12 protein-coding genes are annotated in these 16,451 nt (G+C 65.1%); 2 read left to right on the forward strand and 10 right to left on the reverse strand.

What is annotated here, in order from left to right:
• The first annotated feature begins 75 nt into the window (after positions 1 to 75).
• Together JW958_09965 and JW958_09970 are read left to right on the forward strand one after the other, a co-directional pair.
• Positions 76 to 1,668 carry an alkaline phosphatase family protein gene (locus JW958_09965; GenBank protein ID MBN1826583.1) on the forward strand — a complete coding sequence of 531 codons (1,593 nt, stop codon included), beginning with the start codon at positions 76 to 78 and terminating at the stop codon, positions 1,666 to 1,668.
• Positions 1,607 to 3,856: a M20/M25/M40 family metallo-hydrolase gene (locus tag JW958_09970; protein MBN1826584.1), complete on the forward strand. Its 2,250-nt coding sequence runs from the start codon at positions 1,607 to 1,609 to the stop codon at positions 3,854 to 3,856. The genes JW958_09965 and JW958_09970 overlap by 62 nt, the downstream gene beginning before the upstream one ends.
• Positions 3,857 to 4,294: 438 nt before the next feature.
• On the opposite strand, the gene JW958_09975 is transcribed toward JW958_09970, so the two are convergent.
• The 10 genes from JW958_09975 to JW958_10020 all read right to left on the reverse strand — a co-directional run bounded on the left by JW958_09975 (position 4,295) and on the right by JW958_10020 (position 16,416).
• The gene (locus JW958_09975) at positions 4,295 to 5,113 is read right to left on the reverse strand and encodes a hypothetical protein (protein MBN1826585.1); all 819 of its coding nucleotides are present in this window, start codon (positions 5,111 to 5,113) and stop codon (positions 4,295 to 4,297) included.
• Between the two features lie 21 nt (positions 5,114 to 5,134).
• Positions 5,135 to 5,326: a hypothetical protein gene (locus tag JW958_09980; protein ID MBN1826586.1), complete on the reverse strand. Its 192-nt coding sequence runs from the start codon at positions 5,324 to 5,326 to the stop codon at positions 5,135 to 5,137.
• 17 nt (positions 5,327 to 5,343) lie between these two features.
• Positions 5,344 to 7,383, reverse strand: a complete 2,040-nt coding sequence (locus tag JW958_09985) for an alkaline phosphatase family protein (protein ID MBN1826587.1) — start codon at positions 7,381 to 7,383, stop codon at positions 5,344 to 5,346.
• A gap of 5 nt (positions 7,384 to 7,388) precedes the next feature.
• A complete protein-coding gene (locus tag JW958_09990; protein MBN1826588.1) occupies positions 7,389 to 9,539 on the reverse strand; it encodes an alkaline phosphatase family protein in 2,151 nt (716 codons plus the stop codon).
• A gap of 3 nt (positions 9,540 to 9,542) precedes the next feature.
• The gene (locus JW958_09995; protein ID MBN1826589.1) at positions 9,543 to 10,862 is read right to left on the reverse strand and encodes an alkaline phosphatase family protein; all 1,320 of its coding nucleotides are present in this window, start codon (positions 10,860 to 10,862) and stop codon (positions 9,543 to 9,545) included.
• A gap of 22 nt (positions 10,863 to 10,884) precedes the next feature.
• Positions 10,885 to 11,496: an adenylyl-sulfate kinase gene (cysC, locus tag JW958_10000; protein ID MBN1826590.1), complete on the reverse strand. Its 612-nt coding sequence runs from the start codon at positions 11,494 to 11,496 to the stop codon at positions 10,885 to 10,887.
• A 72-nt stretch (positions 11,497 to 11,568) separates the two neighbouring features.
• Entirely contained in the window at positions 11,569 to 12,948 is a 1,380-nt protein-coding gene (locus JW958_10005; GenBank protein ID MBN1826591.1) for an alkaline phosphatase family protein, read from the reverse strand.
• Positions 12,945 to 14,120, reverse strand: coding sequence for a sulfate adenylyltransferase (sat, locus tag JW958_10010; GenBank protein MBN1826592.1), 1,176 nt, complete (start codon positions 14,118 to 14,120; stop codon positions 12,945 to 12,947). The genes JW958_10005 and sat overlap by 4 nt, the downstream gene beginning before the upstream one ends.
• Before the next feature lie 27 nt (positions 14,121 to 14,147).
• Positions 14,148 to 14,369 carry a CopG family transcriptional regulator gene (locus tag JW958_10015; protein MBN1826593.1) on the reverse strand — a complete coding sequence of 74 codons (222 nt, stop codon included), beginning with the start codon at positions 14,367 to 14,369 and terminating at the stop codon, positions 14,148 to 14,150.
• Positions 14,370 to 14,505: 136 nt separating this feature from the next.
• A complete protein-coding gene (locus JW958_10020; protein MBN1826594.1) occupies positions 14,506 to 16,416 on the reverse strand; it encodes a glycosyltransferase family 39 protein in 1,911 nt (636 codons plus the stop codon).
• Positions 16,417 to 16,451: the final 35 nt, after the last annotated feature.

The following is a 16,451-nucleotide window of genomic DNA, read 5'->3' on the forward strand; positions in this document are numbered from 1 at the left end:
CCGCCCGAGGAGAGGGGTTTTTCCTATGTTTTCCACACGAGCGGCGAACCATAGAAACGACGACCGGGAGTGAACATGAAACCGAAGGACGAAGCGAAATACCGTTCCCCGATGGCCGAAGCCGTATTCGAGGCGTACCGGCGCGGGGAAGAGGACGAAACGATGAACCCCCTCGTCCTGGTCGGCCGGGACGGAAAACCGGTCGGCGCGCCCGACCCGGGGGATTCGCTCATCTTCTACGACATCCGCGGCGAGAGGGAGGTGGAGATTTCCGAGGCCTTCGTCGAAAAGGACTTCCCCCACTTCCCGGTGCGGGAGTGGCTCGACCTCCGCTACGTCACCATGATCCGCTATCACGAGAAGCTGAACGCGCGGGTCGCCTTCCCGCCGATCGGCGCGGTGGCGGGGACGCTGAGCGAAACGGTCGGCCGCGCCGGTCTCCGCCAGGCGAAGGTGGTGGAGACCGAGAAGCTGATCCACCTCACCTACTTCCTGAACGGCAAGAACCGCGACCCCTTCCCCAGCGAGGAGCATCACGGCATTCCCTCCCCCACGGTGCCGGACTACACCGCCGTGCCCGAGCTGGAGGCGGAGAAGGTGGCGGACACCATCATCGACCGCCTCGGCGATCCCGGCATCGCCCTCATCACGGCCAACTTCGCCAACATGGACGTGCTCGGCCACCTGGAGGACGACGACGCGGCGATCCGCGCGGTGGAGACGGTGGACCGCTGCGTGGGGCGCGTGGTGGAGGCGGCGCGCGCGGCCGGCGCGGACGTGCTGATCACGGCGGACCACGGGACGGTGGAGAAGCGCCTCTACCCGGAGGGGACGAAGGACACCGGTCACACCGACAGCCCGGTCCCTCTCGTCTACATCTCCGCGGGCGGCGTGGACGGCGTCACCTGCCGGGAGAAGGGCGCGCTCACCGACGTGGCCCCCACGGCTCTCGCGCTCCTCGGCTTGAAGCGACCGAAGGAGATGACCGGCGAGAACCTCCTCGGGGGCGTGCCGGAGAGGAAGGGACGGCGGCTCCTCCTCCTGATCGCCGACGGCTGGGGCTACCGCGAGGAGACCCACGGCAACCTGGTGGCGACGGCGAACACGCCGAAAATGGACCGTTATCTCGCCGAATGTCCCCACGGACTTCTCGCCGCCGCCGGCGAGGCGGTCGGCCTGCCGGAAGGGACCGTGGGGAACAGCGAGGCGGGACACCTCCACATCGGCGCCGGCCGGGTGATCTATTCGGACCGTCTCCGCATCGACAAGGCGATCGCGGACGGCTCCTTTCGCAAAAACGAAGCCTTCCTCTGGGCGATGGATGAGGCGGCGCAACGCGATAAAACCCTCCACCTCCTCGGCATCGTCTCCTTCTTCAGCAGCCACGGCTCGCTGGACCACTTGATGGAGCTTCTCGAGACGGCGAAGGAGCGTGGGGTGCAGCGCCTTCGCGTCCACAGCCTTCTCGGCCGCCGCGGTGAGAGGCCCGAGGCGGGCGCCGCGTACATCGAGGCGGTGGACGACAAGTGCCGTGAACTGGGACTCGGGGTGGTTTGCACGGTGACCGGCCGGTACTGGGCGCTGGACCGTGAGGAGAACTGGGATCGTGTGGAGAAAGCGTACCGGGCGATCGCATTCGGCGACGGGAGGACCGTCCCGCAAGCGTAGGGCGATATTCGCGGCGACCCTTCTGCTCGCCCTCTTTCCCGCGGGCGCGATGGGCGGCGGCGGGGCCGATCCGCCGTTGCCCGCCGGAGGGCCGCCCGGCCGGGAGGAGTGGATCCGCGCGCTCCGCTCCGCGCCGAAAAGGAGCATCACGCCCTCCCGCCGCGCTCCCGCCCCGGGCGACACGCTTCTCGCGTCCATCGCCGGCGAGATCCACGCCGACTCGCTCCGCCGGACCGTGGCGGATCTGGTCGCCTTCGGCACCCGCTACGAGTACGCCGCCGAACAGGAAAGCGCGGCGGCCTATCTGTACGACCGCTTCCGCGCCCTCGGCCTCGATCCCTACTACGAACCGTACGAACTCTCCGAGTGGGACGCCGTCGACGCGGACTGGCTCTCCGGCGGGAGCGTAGGGTGGATGATCTGGTCCGACTCGCGGCAGGGGGATCGGAGCGTGATCCTCGCGACGGGAAACGGCGGCGCGAGCTGGACCGCCGAAGCGACGGTGCCCGCGCTCCTCCGGTCGATCGCCGCGACGCCCGGCGAGACATGGGCGGTGGGGGACTCGGGGATCGTGCTCCGGCGCGGCTCCTCCGCCTGGACCGTGGCGGACACCCTCGGCGACGCCCCGCTCGTCTCCGTCGACTTCGCCGACGACCGGCACGGCGTCGCGGTGAACGGCGAGGGATGGGTCTGGCTGACCGACGACGGCGGCTCCGTCTGGAGCGGCGAGCGAATCACCACTTCACTCCTCAAGGGCGCCGTCCGGGTCGACTCGGCGCACACCTGGGTCTACGGCGGGATGGGCAAGATCTGGAGGCTCCGGCCGGAAGGGTGGGTCCTCGATGCGCTGCCGATCCGGAAAACGATCTACGACCTCGCATTCGCCGACACCTCCTTCGCCGTGGGCGCCGTATCCGGCCCCTGGCTGCTCCTTTGGGACGGCGCGGCCTGGGACACCCTCTCCACCGGCGTCCCCTACGGCTTCTCCGTCGGCGTAAAGGGGGACTCCACGGTCTGGCTCGGCGGTCTCGATTCGCCGGTCCGCCTCACCCGGGTGATCCGCTCCTCCGACCGGGGCCGCACCTGGGAGGAGGTCCTCTTCCCGATCGGCGTGCTCTGGCGGAGCGTGAACCACATCCACTTCGGGCCGGAAGACACGGTTCTCCTCGCCGGCTACGACGGCCTCTCCCTCCGCAGCGAAGACGGCGGCGACTCGTGGGTCTTCCCTCCGCTCGCCCCCTCCATCGCCCACCCCTCGCGCAACGTGGCGGCACAAATCCCCGGACGGGTCCGTCCCGACAGCGTGGTGATCCTCTCCGGCCACTACGATTCGATCGTGTACGACACCTCTTTCGACCCCTACGCGTCGGCGCCCGGCGCGGACGACGACGCCACCGGCGTCGCGGCGGTGCTCGAGGCGGCGCGCGCCTTCGCCGGGCGCGACTTCGCCTACACGGTCCGTTTCGTCCTTTTCAGCGGCGAGGAGCTGGGCCTTCTGGGGAGCACCGCCTACGCCTCGGCCCTCGCCGAGGCGGACGAAGCGATCCGCGCGGCGGTGCAGATCGACATGATCGGCATCCCCGGCCGTCCCTCCCACCTCTACGCGAACGAAGCCTCCGCGTGGATCCTGGACGAGGGGGCGGCGGCGGCAAGCGTCGCGGCGCCCGACCTGGATCTCTCCTACGACATCTCCCCCTGCATGGTCTACAGCGACCACGCCTCCTTCTGGCAAAGAGGCTACCCGGCGGCGATGCTGGGTGAGACGATCGAGGAGGACAATCCCCTCCACACGCCGGGGGACACCCTCGGCAACTTGGACTTCGCCTTCACCGAAGAGAACGCCCGCTTCGCGGCGGCCCTGACGGCGCGACTCGCCGGCGTTTACACGCCGCCCGATCCCGATCTCGTCGATGCCCTTCCGGTCCGTCCCAACCCCGCCGGCGGCGCGGTGACGATCCCCTTCGCGCGCCCCGCCGGCGGCGGCACGGTCTCCGTGGCGATCTACGACGTGTCGGGACGGTTGGTGCGGGCGCTCGGCGCGGGGGAGATCGCGGCGCGGGGGGACATATTGGAGGCGGTCTGGGACGGGCGCGGCGCCTCCGGCCGCGAAACCGCGGCGGGGGTGTACTTCGCCCGGATCGAGGCGGGAGGCCGGAAGACCAGCAAGAAAATCGTCCGGCTGAGGTGAAAAACCGGTCGCGACAAGACGCGAAGTATCCAACTGCTCCGGAAAAGAAGCCTCACGCAGAGACGCGGGGAAAGCAGAGGGAAAACGGGAAAATGAACAGGTAAACGAATCCCCTCTCCCGTCCGGAGGGAAAGGGGATTCCGGCTTTGCCTTTATTCTGCGATCCCCGCGTCTCCGCGGGATCTCCTCTCCTAACCCGGATTATGCACGAACCTTCGTGGCGAGGAACCGGATCGCGTGCCGAGAGGCCGGCTTGGACAAGCCGCTCCCAGGGACCCTTCGGGCACTCGGGCTTATCGCGACCGCTAGGAGCGATAAGCTTTAGCGCCCGATGGGGGGAGGCGTAGCCCCTGAGTTACGTCGAGGAAACGGCGCCGGAAAGCCGGTCTCGCAGGCCGAGAACCGGTTCCGCAGCAGGAAGTTTGTGCATAATCCAGGTTACACTTCGACCCCGACCCACCCCTTGATGGCGAAGCCGAAGACGACGCTCACCACGAAGAAGACCAGGAGCCAGTGCAGGTTCACGCCCCAGAGCGCCATGTTCCTCTCGGGATAGGCGATCTCGATGGAACGGATTCGGGCGTCCTTGGGGAGGGGAGGCTCCGCCGGGTGGGTCCAGAGCGCGAGCGCTCCATCGACGTAGCGGCCCTGGGCGAGCTTGATCAGCCCTCCGCCGGCGATCACCCGCTTCATGGCGGTCTCCCCGCCCAGGTCGAAGGACAGTTCGTGCGTTCCCTCTTTCTCCACGCGAATCCGCCAATCCACCTCCCTCTCTCCGGCGATCCGGAGAGGGGGCGTCTCGGCGACCAGGCCGTCGGGGACACGCATGGTGAGCGCCGACGGGTCGGCGTTCTCGTCCAGGCGGACCTTGACGATGGTCTTCTCGCCCGGATGGAAGGGGCGGTGCGCGTAGCGCACGTCCAGTTGGATCAGGATGATCAACACCGGGACGAGCATGACGAGCATCGGCGTCAGGGCATGCCGCATATAGTTCATGTTGGTGGCCAGGATCCGGCGCTGCGCCGCCATCTGCAGCCCCAGGTCGTCCTGGAAGAGCCGCACCTCCAGGATGTAGGCCTTGATGCGGCCCTTCGCACGGGCGATCGCTTCCTGGTTCGACGTGTATCGAAAGATAACCAGCATGATCCCACCGGTCAGGACGGAAACCACCGTCAAACCGACCAACGGGTTCATGCCGCCGAACAAGCCGATCAAGCCGTCGAAGAATGCCGTAACCGCGCTCACCAGGGGCCACATACGCCGAATCCTCTCTCGTCTCTAGGAAATGTAACCGAGTCCCTTCAGTTTCTTTTTGATTTCCTCGTCCGAGTCCGCCTCCTCGATCTTGGCGATCTCCTTCTCGAGGGCGTGGGTGATGAACTCGTCCGCCGAGGAGTAGCCGGCCACTTCGGCGTACTTCCGAATCTTCATCAGCAAATCCTTCGAGATCTTTACTTTCGGTCCGAACATCGGTCCTCCTCCCGGGGTCAGAAGATCGGGCGGCCCACCATGTGCTCGCCCTTCTCGATCCCGAATTCGTTCAACAACGTGACCGTCAAATCATACAACATCGGATCGGCGATGCGGACTTCCCGGCTCGACACCAGGATCCCCGGCACCTCCCGCGCGTCGATGCAGTGGTCGCCGCTCCATTTCCCCGTGTTGTCCGCGAACCACTCCATCGGGAACTCGCCGAGCGCCGATTCGTTCGATCCCCGGTACTCCCGCGCGTAACCGACGCTCATGTCCGGCGCCTCCGCCGCGTAGGGGCCGTGGTACACCTCGTCGTTGCGGTACAGCGCGAGGATCGGCTGTTTGCCCGTCTTCGGGTCCCGCAGCTCCGTGAGCCGCGTCGTCAGTTCCTCGATCAGCGCGTCTTTCTCCCGGCCCGGCGAGACGACGCCGTACTTCTCCCGCCCCCGCGTGTTGATGTAGAGGCCGTTGATGCCGAGGGCGTAAACCCGGGTGCGGCGCCAGTCCACGTTGAGGAAGAAGTCGCTCTTCTCCCGCGTTTCCTTCGACGGATCCTTCAAAGTCAAATAACCGTTGTCGGCGAGCCAGGAGTTCAGGTGCACCTCCCGATACCAGGGCGCGAAACCGTGATCCGACATGGCGAGGACGAGCACGTCCTCCGGGAGACGGTCCAACGCCATCCCCACCGCCTGATCGAAGCGCTTCATGATGTCGTAGATGATGTCCGGATGCTCCCGCGCCTCCGCGTCCGACGCGGGGTGGTGGGGGTCCATGGCGCGCCACATCACGTGGGTCTGCTGGTCCAGGCTGGAGAAGTAATAGTAGAGGAGTCCCCATTCCTGGCCGACGAACTCGTTCAACAGGCTGTCGTAGACGCGCATCCTCTCGTCGAGCACGTAACCCGCCTGCTGGAGGAACTCCGTGTCCGTCAGGATCCCCGCCTCGAGCGCCTTGGTGTCCTCCGGCATCCCCTGCGTGTAGAAGCGGCCCGTCTTTTCGGCGATCTTCGCGGCCCAATCGTCGGGCGTGGAGATCGGCTGGGCCGGCGCGAGGGGATCGATGTTGATCGGCGAGACATAGAGGCCGAACTCGGGGGCCACCGACTTGAGGTAGAGCCGGGCGATGCCGGTCAGCCCCATGCCGGCGGGATCCAGCGCCGGACGAACGGCGCCCCAGAAGCCGTGATCGGGGAGAAAGTAATACTTCACCGGGACCCAATCGCTCCACTCCCCCTCCCGGAGAAGCACCTCTTCCTCGCCGATGACGATCTTCGCGATCCTGTTTTCCACGTCCCTGTGGATCCGCACCGGACAGCCGCTCTTCTCGTGTCCCTCGCGCATCGGGTTCGGCGGACCGGGAATCGCCGTCTCCGCGGTCCCGCCGTCGAAGTACACGTCCACCACCTTGCCGCCGGAGATGTCGTCGGCGTTCTCCGGGCGGTGGGTCGTGAGATAGGTAAAGGTCCCCGGCGTGCCGAGGATGTCCGGCGTGCCGAGGCCGGAGAGGGTCTTCGCCCCCTCGCTCACCGGCGGGTAGTTGGCGGGGATCTTGAAGATCGCCGTGGGCACGCCGTGGGCGGTCAGGATGTCCCAGAAAGGCACCCCCCGCCGGAGGTTCAGCACTTCGCCGCCGCCGGTGGGAATTCGCCACTCCCCCCACAGCCCGATCCCGTCGTCGCTGCTCACCGCCTGCGAGGTGGACATGAAGGGGAGATAGGTTTTGGGGTCACGATGAATGAAGTCGAAAATGTCGTGCCCGCCCGGGTCCATTCCGGTGATGAAGTTGGACCACGCCACCGGGCTCTGGGGCGGGATGCTCGTGCCGAGGCTGGTGAAGGTCCCGCGGTCGATCAAGCGCTGAAAGTTGGGGAGATCCCCCCGATCCAGGAGGAGCCGGAGAAGCCCCGGATCCATCCCGTCGAAACCGAGAACGAGCACCTTCCCCCTCTTCGGCGCCGGGGCTTCCGCCCCGCCCATCTCCGCGATCGCCACGCCGACGACGAGCAGAAGGAGTGCGAAAAACGCTATGTATCGACGCCGCATCCGTCCGGTCATGACTCTCAGTCCTCCCGCCGGCTCCGTCCGCCGTCCCGCTCTTCCGGGCGAGCGCGGTAGAAAGACCGGCCTTTCATATAACGGGGGGTGTCGATTCCGAAAAGGTCGAGCACCGACGGTCCCACGTCCATGATCGCGGGATCGGCGGCGGCGAGGCGGCGGCTGCTGAAGAGAACGCCCGGGACCTCCCGCGCGTCGATGCAGTGGTCGCCGCTCCAGTTCTTCACGTTATCCAGGAACACCGATTCCGTCGCCTGGCCCACCGCGGCCTCCCAGCTCTGCCGGTAGCCCTTGGCGAACCCGACGATCACGTCCGGCGCGTTGTCCTTGTAGGGACCGTCGAAGAGGTCCTCCATGGGGATGGCCTTGTTGACGGCGACGATTCCTTTCTCCTCGTCCATCAGGCCGGTCATCCGATCGGCGATCTCCCGGCGGAGCGCTCCCGCTTCCTTCGGCTCCACGATCCCCTGCCCCTCGCGGTCCTTGATGTTGAGGTAGAGGCCGGCGAGGCCGAAGGAGTAGGCGCGGGTCTTGGACCAGTCCACGCCCTGGAACCACTCGCCCGATGTCTTGTCGCCGTTCTTCAGCGCCATGTAGCCGTTCTCGATCAGCCAGGTGTTCAGGTTCATGCCGCGGCTGAAGTGGGTGAAGCCGTGGTCGGACATGACCAGGAGCACCGTGCGGGTGTCGTCGCATTTCGCCAACGTCCGGCCGAGAAGCTCGTCCATCCGCACGTAGAGGTCCCGGATCGTGTGCCGGTATTTCTCCACGTCGTCACGGCCCCGGTTGGCGGGATGGCCGTCGGTCATGTACCGGAAGAACATATGCTGGATCCGGTCGGTGGCGTCGAACACGCAGGCGACCATTCCCCGTTTGGCGCGGCTCAGGGCGTGGAAGAACTGCTTCTCCCGCTCCTCGTGGATCAGCCAGGTCTGCTCCAGGAACGCCTCCTCGTCGATCACCTTCTCGTTCAGCGCCCAGGTGTCCTCGGCGAGGCCGAGGGTGGCGTACGGTCCGAACAGCTTGGCGAGATAGACCGAGTAGAAAAGGGGCTGGGAGATCGGCATGGCCGGGCTCTCGGGATCGATGTTGGTCGGCGTGAGGTAGATGTCCACGTACGGTTTCAGCGACTGGACGCGGAAACGGACCATGCCGCGCACCTTCACGCCGAGCCCCGGCTTGAAGGTGAGGCGGATCCACTCGGAGTACGAGCCGACCTTCAGGCGGAAGTCTTGGTCCGGCAGATGGAAATGGACCTCCCCCTTCGCGTCATCGATCACGGCGCGCCAGGGAACGCGCATCTCGCCGCCGCCCGCGGTCATGCTGTTCTCGGGGCCGGGCACGAAACCGCGGACCTCGTTCCCCTTCCTCTCCATCAGATGCCTCTCGCCGCTGATCGCCTTCCCCACCTTCGAGGGGTCGGTGGTGAAGAAGCAGAACGATCCCTGCGTCCCCTTCAGGTCGGGGACGCACATCGCCGAGAGCACGGCGCCGTTGAACTTGACCGGCGGGAAGGTGATGGGCACCCGGAGAATGTGCGAGAAGATGCCGTGATCGCCGAGGACCTTCCAGAAGGTGCTCGACTTCTGCATCAGCCGGATCACCGGCTTGCCGAGAGGAATGCGGTACTTGCCGATCTTGATATGCCGATCCGGGTTGGTGATCTTCACCGACGAGAGATCGACCAGGTAGTTTTTGGCGTCCCGGCCGAGGAAGTCGAAAACGTTGTGCCGCGACGCGTCGTTGCCGGTGGCGAAACTGGACCAGGCCACCGGCGACATGCTCGGCCAGGAGGACTGCAGCGGGCGGAAACTCCCCCTCTCGGCGAGACGGGAAAAGTTGGGGAGAAGCCCCTCGTCCATCCATCTCTTCGCCAGCCCCGGATCGAGGCCGTCGAGGCCGAGGATCACCACGCGGTCCACGTCGGTCTTGGCGATGGAACGGCCGCGCCGGCGGATCACGCGGATCACGAGACGGATCGGCCAGATCAGGATCGACAGGATCGCCAGCAGGAAGGTGACGAAAACGACCGCGAAGGAGGAGAGGAAAGCGAACCCCGCTCCGGGGCCGATGTAGGCGTGCGCCGGCGCGGCCGCGGCGAGCGCCGCCAGCGCCCAGAGGAACGATGTCGATAGGAACCGGGGTCTGCGTTTCACTACTTAGTCGCCTCCTCCCGTCAGCCTTCTCTCGATCACGCCGGCGACCGAGGTGATGTCGAACCCCTCGGGCATGGTCTCGGTGGTCCAGAGAAAGGCGTCGTCCCAGTTGTGCATGCCGGTGAAATGGGAGCGGCCGAACACGTCTCCGGTCCGCATCCATCCTTTTACGTCATAACCGTCGTTGGCGAGGAGGACCAGGTCCGGCGCGTGCGCCGTCTGGGGGCCCGAGTAGATCTCTTCGGGACGGAAGGCGCCCTGAAACACCTTCTCCCCCTCGAACTCGAGGGCCATCGCCTTCGATCGGATCTCCTCGCAGATCGCCGGGATTTCCGCCGGATCGACGCACCCCTTCGGAAAACGGTCCTTCCGGTGCAGGTAGATCCGTGTCGGGTCGAGCCCGAAGGCGCGCGACGAGGGAGCGGCGTCGGCGAAAGACTCGGGCCGCTCCTTGGCGAAGGAGAGATACCCCTCCCGCGCCAGCCAGGCATTGAGATAGAACTCGCGACGGATCAGGGTGAATCCGTGGTCCGAGAGGGCGATGAATCCCTCGGGACCGCCGGTCGTTTCCGCGTAGCGGTCGAACACTTTCCCGAGGAAGGCGTCCACCTTGCCGTAGTACTCCATGGCGCGGCCGTGATGGGGATGGCCCGGATCCTCGACCGCCGCGTACTGGAAATGCTGAAGCCTGTCCGTGCCGGTGACCACGATCTCGAAAAGGTCCCACTCCTCCCGGTCCCAGAGATAGTCCAATACCCGCTCCCTCCCCCGGAGGGTGCTCGTGAGTTCCCGAAAGAGGAAGTCCGGATCCTTCCCGCCGCGCTGGGAGTCGACGTCGATCTCGTAGTCGAGCTGCTCCAGCTTTTTCGCCAGGAACGCCGGGTACACCGCCTTCCGCATATCGATCGCCACGAAACCGGCGATCAACACGCCCGGGATCTCCCGTGCCGGATAGGTGGAGGGTTGGTTCACCACCACCGAGCGGAGCCCTTTCTCACCGAGCCGATCCCAGAGGGTGGACGTCTTCATGCTCGGGAAGCTGGGGAACCGGACGCCGTATCCGCCCGGTTCGAACTCGGTGAAGCCGTAGATGCCGTGGGTGCCCGGGTCCGCGCCGGCCATGAAGCTGGGCCAGCTCACGGCGGATACCTCCGGCAGGGTGACCCGCATTTTCCGCAGGTTCCCGTCGCCGAAGATTTCCTTCGCCCGGGGCATCACGTCGCCGTCCATCAGCCTCGCGAGCAACGTCTGAGGCAGCCCGTCGATGCCGAAAACGCACGCCTTCGGCCCCGAACGCTTCTTTTTCCAGAAAGCGAGAGCCAAGAGGGTGATCCTCCTCTATTCCCTAGATATAGCCGAGATCGCGGAGGCGCTGCTTGATTTTTTCCTCCTCCTCGGCGGAGTACTCCTCCGAGGCGTCGGCGCCGGGAATGTAGCCCATCAGTTCGAGCGTTCGGATCACCTTTTGCACGCTCTCCTCAAGGTCCTCTTTGTCGGTCTCCACCAGGACCTCCGGCTTGAGGGGCTCCTCGTAGGGGTCATCTACACCCGTAAATCCTTTGATTTCACCGGCTCGGGCCTTCTTGTAGAGGCCCTTCACGTCCCGCTCCTCGAGCACGTCGAGGGGGCACTTCGCGTAGACCTCGACGAAACGGCCGATCATCTCCCGGTTGTAGTCGCGGATGTCGCGATAGGGGCTGATGGCCGAGGCGATGGCGACCACGCCGTTGCGGCTGAGCAGGTTGCAAACGAAGCCGATTCGTTTGATGTTCTCGTCCCGGTCCTCCTTGGAGAACCCCAGACCCTTGCAGAGGTTCGTGCGGATCACGTCTCCGTCGAGCACTTCCACGTTCAGGCCGCGCTCGAGGAGGATCTCCTCCACCGCGCGGGCGATCGTCGTCTTTCCCGACCCGGAAAGGCCGGTAAACCAAAGAGTGAAGCCTTTTTGCGAACTCATGCGTGCGTTCCTCCTCCGTGCGATCGAATGGGTCCCTCCCCAGGGACCACGGATCGGCAGGAATCCCCGGTTCTAAAAGAGAGGTTCTCCGATCATGTGCTCCGGGATGTCCACGTTGAAAAACCGGAGAATCGTCGGCGCGATGTCGTAAATCGAATAGGGATCCTTCTTCTTCACGTCCACCTTGGCGGGATGGTCCCAGATGAAGATCCCGTCCCAGTCGTGATTCGCGTCGTCCGGTCCGGTGTCGTTCTCGAAAATGTGCACCGCGCCGGTCCCCACCGAGCCGGCGGACCGCCAGGCGAGATCGCCGAAGAAGACGATCAGGTCGGGCGCGATGCCGTTCACCACGCGGTAGATGTCCTCCGGCTTGTAGACGGTGGTGCCGATCGGGTTCCCCTTCTCGTCGGGGATCGCCTCGATCTTCGCCTTCAGCTCGTCGCGGAAGGCGTCGTAGTCGGCCGAGGGGATCTTCCCCTTCGGCTCGCGCCCCTCCACGTTCAGGAAGATGCGCGAATAGTATCCGCCCTCGCCCCAGGCCTTCGTCTTGGACCAGTTCACCATGTCCGGCGTGAGGCGGGTCGGCTCCGTGGGCGTTTCTTTGAGAGTCAAAAGACCCTCGCGGATCAGCCACTCGTTGACGCAGATCGCGCCGTCCATCCTGCGGGCGCCGTGGTCGGAGGTGACCATCACCGACGTGTCCCGCGGAAGGTCGTCCAGAAGAAGGCCGATCTCCTCGTCCACGAGCTTGTAGTAGTCGCGGATGGCGTGCTCGTACTTGTGGCCTGGCTCGTAGAGACGGTGCTCCTCGTCGAAGTAGCGCCAGAAGCCGTGATGCATCCGGTCGATCCCCATCTCCACCATCGCCATGAAATCGAACTCTTTTTTGCGGACGAAGTGACGGAACGCGGAGAAACGGCGCCGGGTCATCTCGTGGATCTGATCGAGGAGCCAGTCCTTGTCGTCGGTGCGGAAGTCCTTCACGTCGATCATGTAATCGCCGCCCGCCGCCTGGTCGACCTCGGAGGCCGCCTCGCGCGGGTGGGTCCACTGAACTTCCTTGCTCGGCGTGAGGAAGCTGGAGACCATCACCCCCTTGAGCGGCTTGGGCGGATAGGTCTGGGGGACGCCGAAAACGAGCGAGTTCAGGCGTTGCCGGGAAAGGTAGTTCCAGACCGTTTTCGCCTTCACGTACTTGGCGTTGGCGAAGAACAGATCCTTGTAATCGTAGCTCGCCCGATTCCGGAAACCGTAGAAACCGAGCTGGCCCGGATCCTGCGAGGTCATCATCGAGGTCCAGGCGGGCACGGTGATGGGCGGGATGGTGGAGCGCAGCTTGCCGTACACGCCGTCGTCCATCAACGAGCGCAGGTTCGGCAAATCGTCCCGCCAACGTTCGAACACGAGCTGGGGCGCCGCGCAGTCCAAACCGATCATGGCCAAACGACTCATGCGTTCTGCTCCTTGTCGCGATTCTGGTAGTGGTTCATCAGGATCTCGGCGACTTCGGGACGGGTGAACTCCACCGGCGGCCTCTCGCCGCGGCCGAGCATCTCCCGCACTTTCGTGCCGCTCAGGAAGACGTGGTCTTCGCTGCCGTGGGGGCAGGTCTTGGACGACGCCATGTTACCGCACTTTTTGCAGAAGAAGGCGTGGTCGAAGAACATCGGGGTGATGTCGATCTCGTAGCGATCGAAATCCCGGAAGATGTAATGGGCGTCGTACGTTCCATAGAAGGAGCCCACCCCGGCGTGGTCCCGGCCGACGATGAAATGGGAGCAGCCGTAGTTCTTGCGGACCAAGGCGTGGAAGACCGCTTCCCTCGGACCGGCGTAACGCATCGCCGCCGGGAAGATGGAAAGGGCGGTCCGGGTGGAGGGGTAGTAGTTCTCGAAGAGCGCCTGGTAGCAATCCATGCGCACCTCCGCCGGAATGTCCTCGCTGCGCGTCGCGCCGACGAGGGGGTGGACCAAGAGGCCGTCCACGATCTCGAGGGCGCATTTCTGTAGATATTCGTGGGCGCGGTGGATCGGGTTCCGCGTCTGGAAGGCGACCACCGTCTCCCAACCTTTCGCCTTGAAGAGCACCCGCGTCTCGATCGGATCGAGGCGGAAATTTTCGAAGCGTTTATGCTTGGGCCGCTGAAGCAGGGTGATCGGCCCTCCGAGGTAGGTGTCCGTGATCGACTGGAGGTACTGCACGCCGGGATGCGACTCATCGCTCGTGAGGAGGATCTTCTCCGCCTCCTGTAGTTTGTCGACGCGGTACTTCTCCTCCAGGTCGAGGACGCCGAGCACCTCGCCCCCCGTGCCGACGAGGGCGATCTTCTCCCCCTCCCGGTATGCGTCGCCGTCCCCCTCTTTCACCGCTAAAACCACCGGGATGGTCCAGGGGAGACCCTTCGCGAATCGTTTCAGGTCGAGCACGGAGATGTAGTCTTCGCGGGTCATGAAACCCTCGAGGGGGCTCATCGCCCCGATGGCGATCATCTCCAGGTCCGAGACCTCCCGTTCGTTCAGCTGGATTCGCGGAAGGGAACCGACCTTCTCCAGGAGGGACTCCCGTTCTTTCCCCTCGGCGATCCGATTGACCAATCTGCCTCCGTGCGCGCGTATCTGTGCCATATCCTCGTTCCTCGATTGTCCGGGGGGCTAATCCAAATAACCCAGGTTCTTGAGTTTTCTGCGGATGCTGCGCAACTCCTCCGGGGAGAATTCCTCCGGTTCTTCAAACACTCCCTTCTCTCCCAAAAGGTCCCGCAGCACGAAAACGATGAAGTCCGTCGGCGAACTGAAACCCGATCCCTGCACCACCTGGCTGACCCTGCGGTAAAGCGGACGCGGAATCTTAATGGTGACTCGGTTCTCTTTCATTCCCCTCTGGCTCCAATCGTATACCTAATCACACTCCAAAGAGAGCCTGATGATAGCCCAACCGCGGGAAAAAGTCAACCGGACACAAGGAGGAAGTCAATCTTTAATTCCTTGTCTTACAATACATTATCACATTCTATCTTGTGCCGGGGGTCTCGGTCGCCCCGGAAAGTGAGGACGGGGCGGGAGGATCCGCATCGGGCGGCCGGACCCACACCTCGACGGGAGTGGGGCCGTCGATCCGCAGGGTCTGCGCCCAGGTCGACCGGATCAACGCTTCGAGGCCGGGGGCGCGGAAATAGGTCTTCTCGGTCTGCCCGTCGATCACCACCACCGCGGGAGGTTTCCTGCGGAAGATCTCGAACACCTCGAGGTGCCGCTCATTGTACGGTTCCTGGCTCTGCAGGGAGAGGGGATGATCGATGCCGTGGAAGGGACGCCTGTCGGCGAGATACTCCCAGATCACCGCGCCGGAGAGAACCGTCTCGCCCCAGTCGGAATGATCCGCCACTTCCCGCCCGACCCGCTCGACCACGGCCGGAGACCACTCGGCGTGGAACCGGACGCCTCCTCTGTTCCGCGCATAGACCGCCGAGTAAACCAGTCCGAAGAGGGCGAGGGCGAGGAGCAGCCGAGCGCCCACCCGCCGGACATCGAGGGTGCGCGCGACGATCCATGCGCCGCCGAGGAAGAGGAGACCGGTAAGAAGCCCCGCGTACGGCCCGATTCGGAGCGCCCCATCCGGCGGGCGACGAAGGAGAAAGAAGAGAAAGAGGATGAACGCGGCGCCCGCCGCCGCGGCCGCCCACCGACCCCGGCCGAGATCGCCGCGGATCGAGAGAAAGAAGAAACCGACCGCCGACGCGAGGGCGAGGGTGTAGTCCTCGATCCAAAAGGGGAGGACTTCTCCTTGGATCAAGAGCGCGCCGGTTACCGACGCGGCGGCGAAGACGACCGCCGACGTGGGCGGAGGCGCCTCGCGGAAGGCGCGCGAGACCCCGATCGCCCCCAAGACGGCGAGAGGCGGCTCGAACTCACGGAAGTAACCGGGGTAGAAACCGCGAACCAGGAACCAATACAGATAGAAGAGGGCGACGGTGAAGAGCCAGAGAGCGGCGACACGAACCACGCGGCGCACACCCCCCTCTTCCCCTTCTCCTTCTCCTTCCCCGACGGGCCGGACCCCTCGGACCGCTCCGGCGACTCCGGCCAGGATCGGCAGGAGAAGGAAACGGAATCCGACGACGAGATATTCCACGCTCGGCGGGCGGGAATGTCCGGAACGGATCCCCGAGAGACCCGCGGCGTACGCGGGTGCGGACACCGCCTCGCTCGCGGCGGTGAAAACCCCCCGCGCCGCCTCCATCGGCATGGCGAGAGGGTTCAGTCGGGACCACCACCACTCGGCCGGGCTCATGAAGCGCAGATAGAAGAGCGCGACAAGCGCGGTGAGCGTCGCGAAGCCCCCGAGGAGGGGGAACAGCTCGCGGAGAAGACCCCGCTTCCCCCCATAGAGGAGAGAGAAGAGCGCCAGCGCGAGAAGCGCCGCCAGCGCCGATTCCCGAACATAAAACGCGCAACCGATGGAAAGGCCGGCGGCGAAGAACAAGAGCGGCCCGCCCCGTATCGCCGCCGCCACGGCGAGAAGGGAGAAAACCATCACCAGCGGTTGGGTCTGCACCACCGTCGCGTAATGGATGGTGAGCGGCGAGAAGAGGAGGAGGATCGCTCCGAGCGTTCCCGTTCCTTCGCCACCCGCCCGACCGGCGATCCGATACACCAGCGCGCCCGCCAGCAGCGTCGCCAAAAGAGGGACGATCCTTCCTGCGAAAAGGGTATGACCGAAAACGGCTTGGGAGGCGGCGAGGATGTAACAGTAAAGCGGCATCCGGGCGGCGTAATCCACGACGGGAACATGGTCGAGCAGGATGCGCCGGCCGTCCATCAGATGGGCTCCTTCGTCCGGCGTGATCCACCGGACGCCGAGCAACCATCCGTATAGAATCGCTGCGATCGCCAACACGAGGAAGAAAGGCGCTCGCTTCATCCCGTCCTCCGCAAGACCGAAAATCCTACCCGTCG

This window comes from Candidatus Eisenbacteria bacterium (assembly GCA_016930695.1).
Classification (GTDB): Bacteria; Orphanbacterota; Orphanbacteria; order Orphanbacterales; family Orphanbacteraceae; genus JAFGGD01.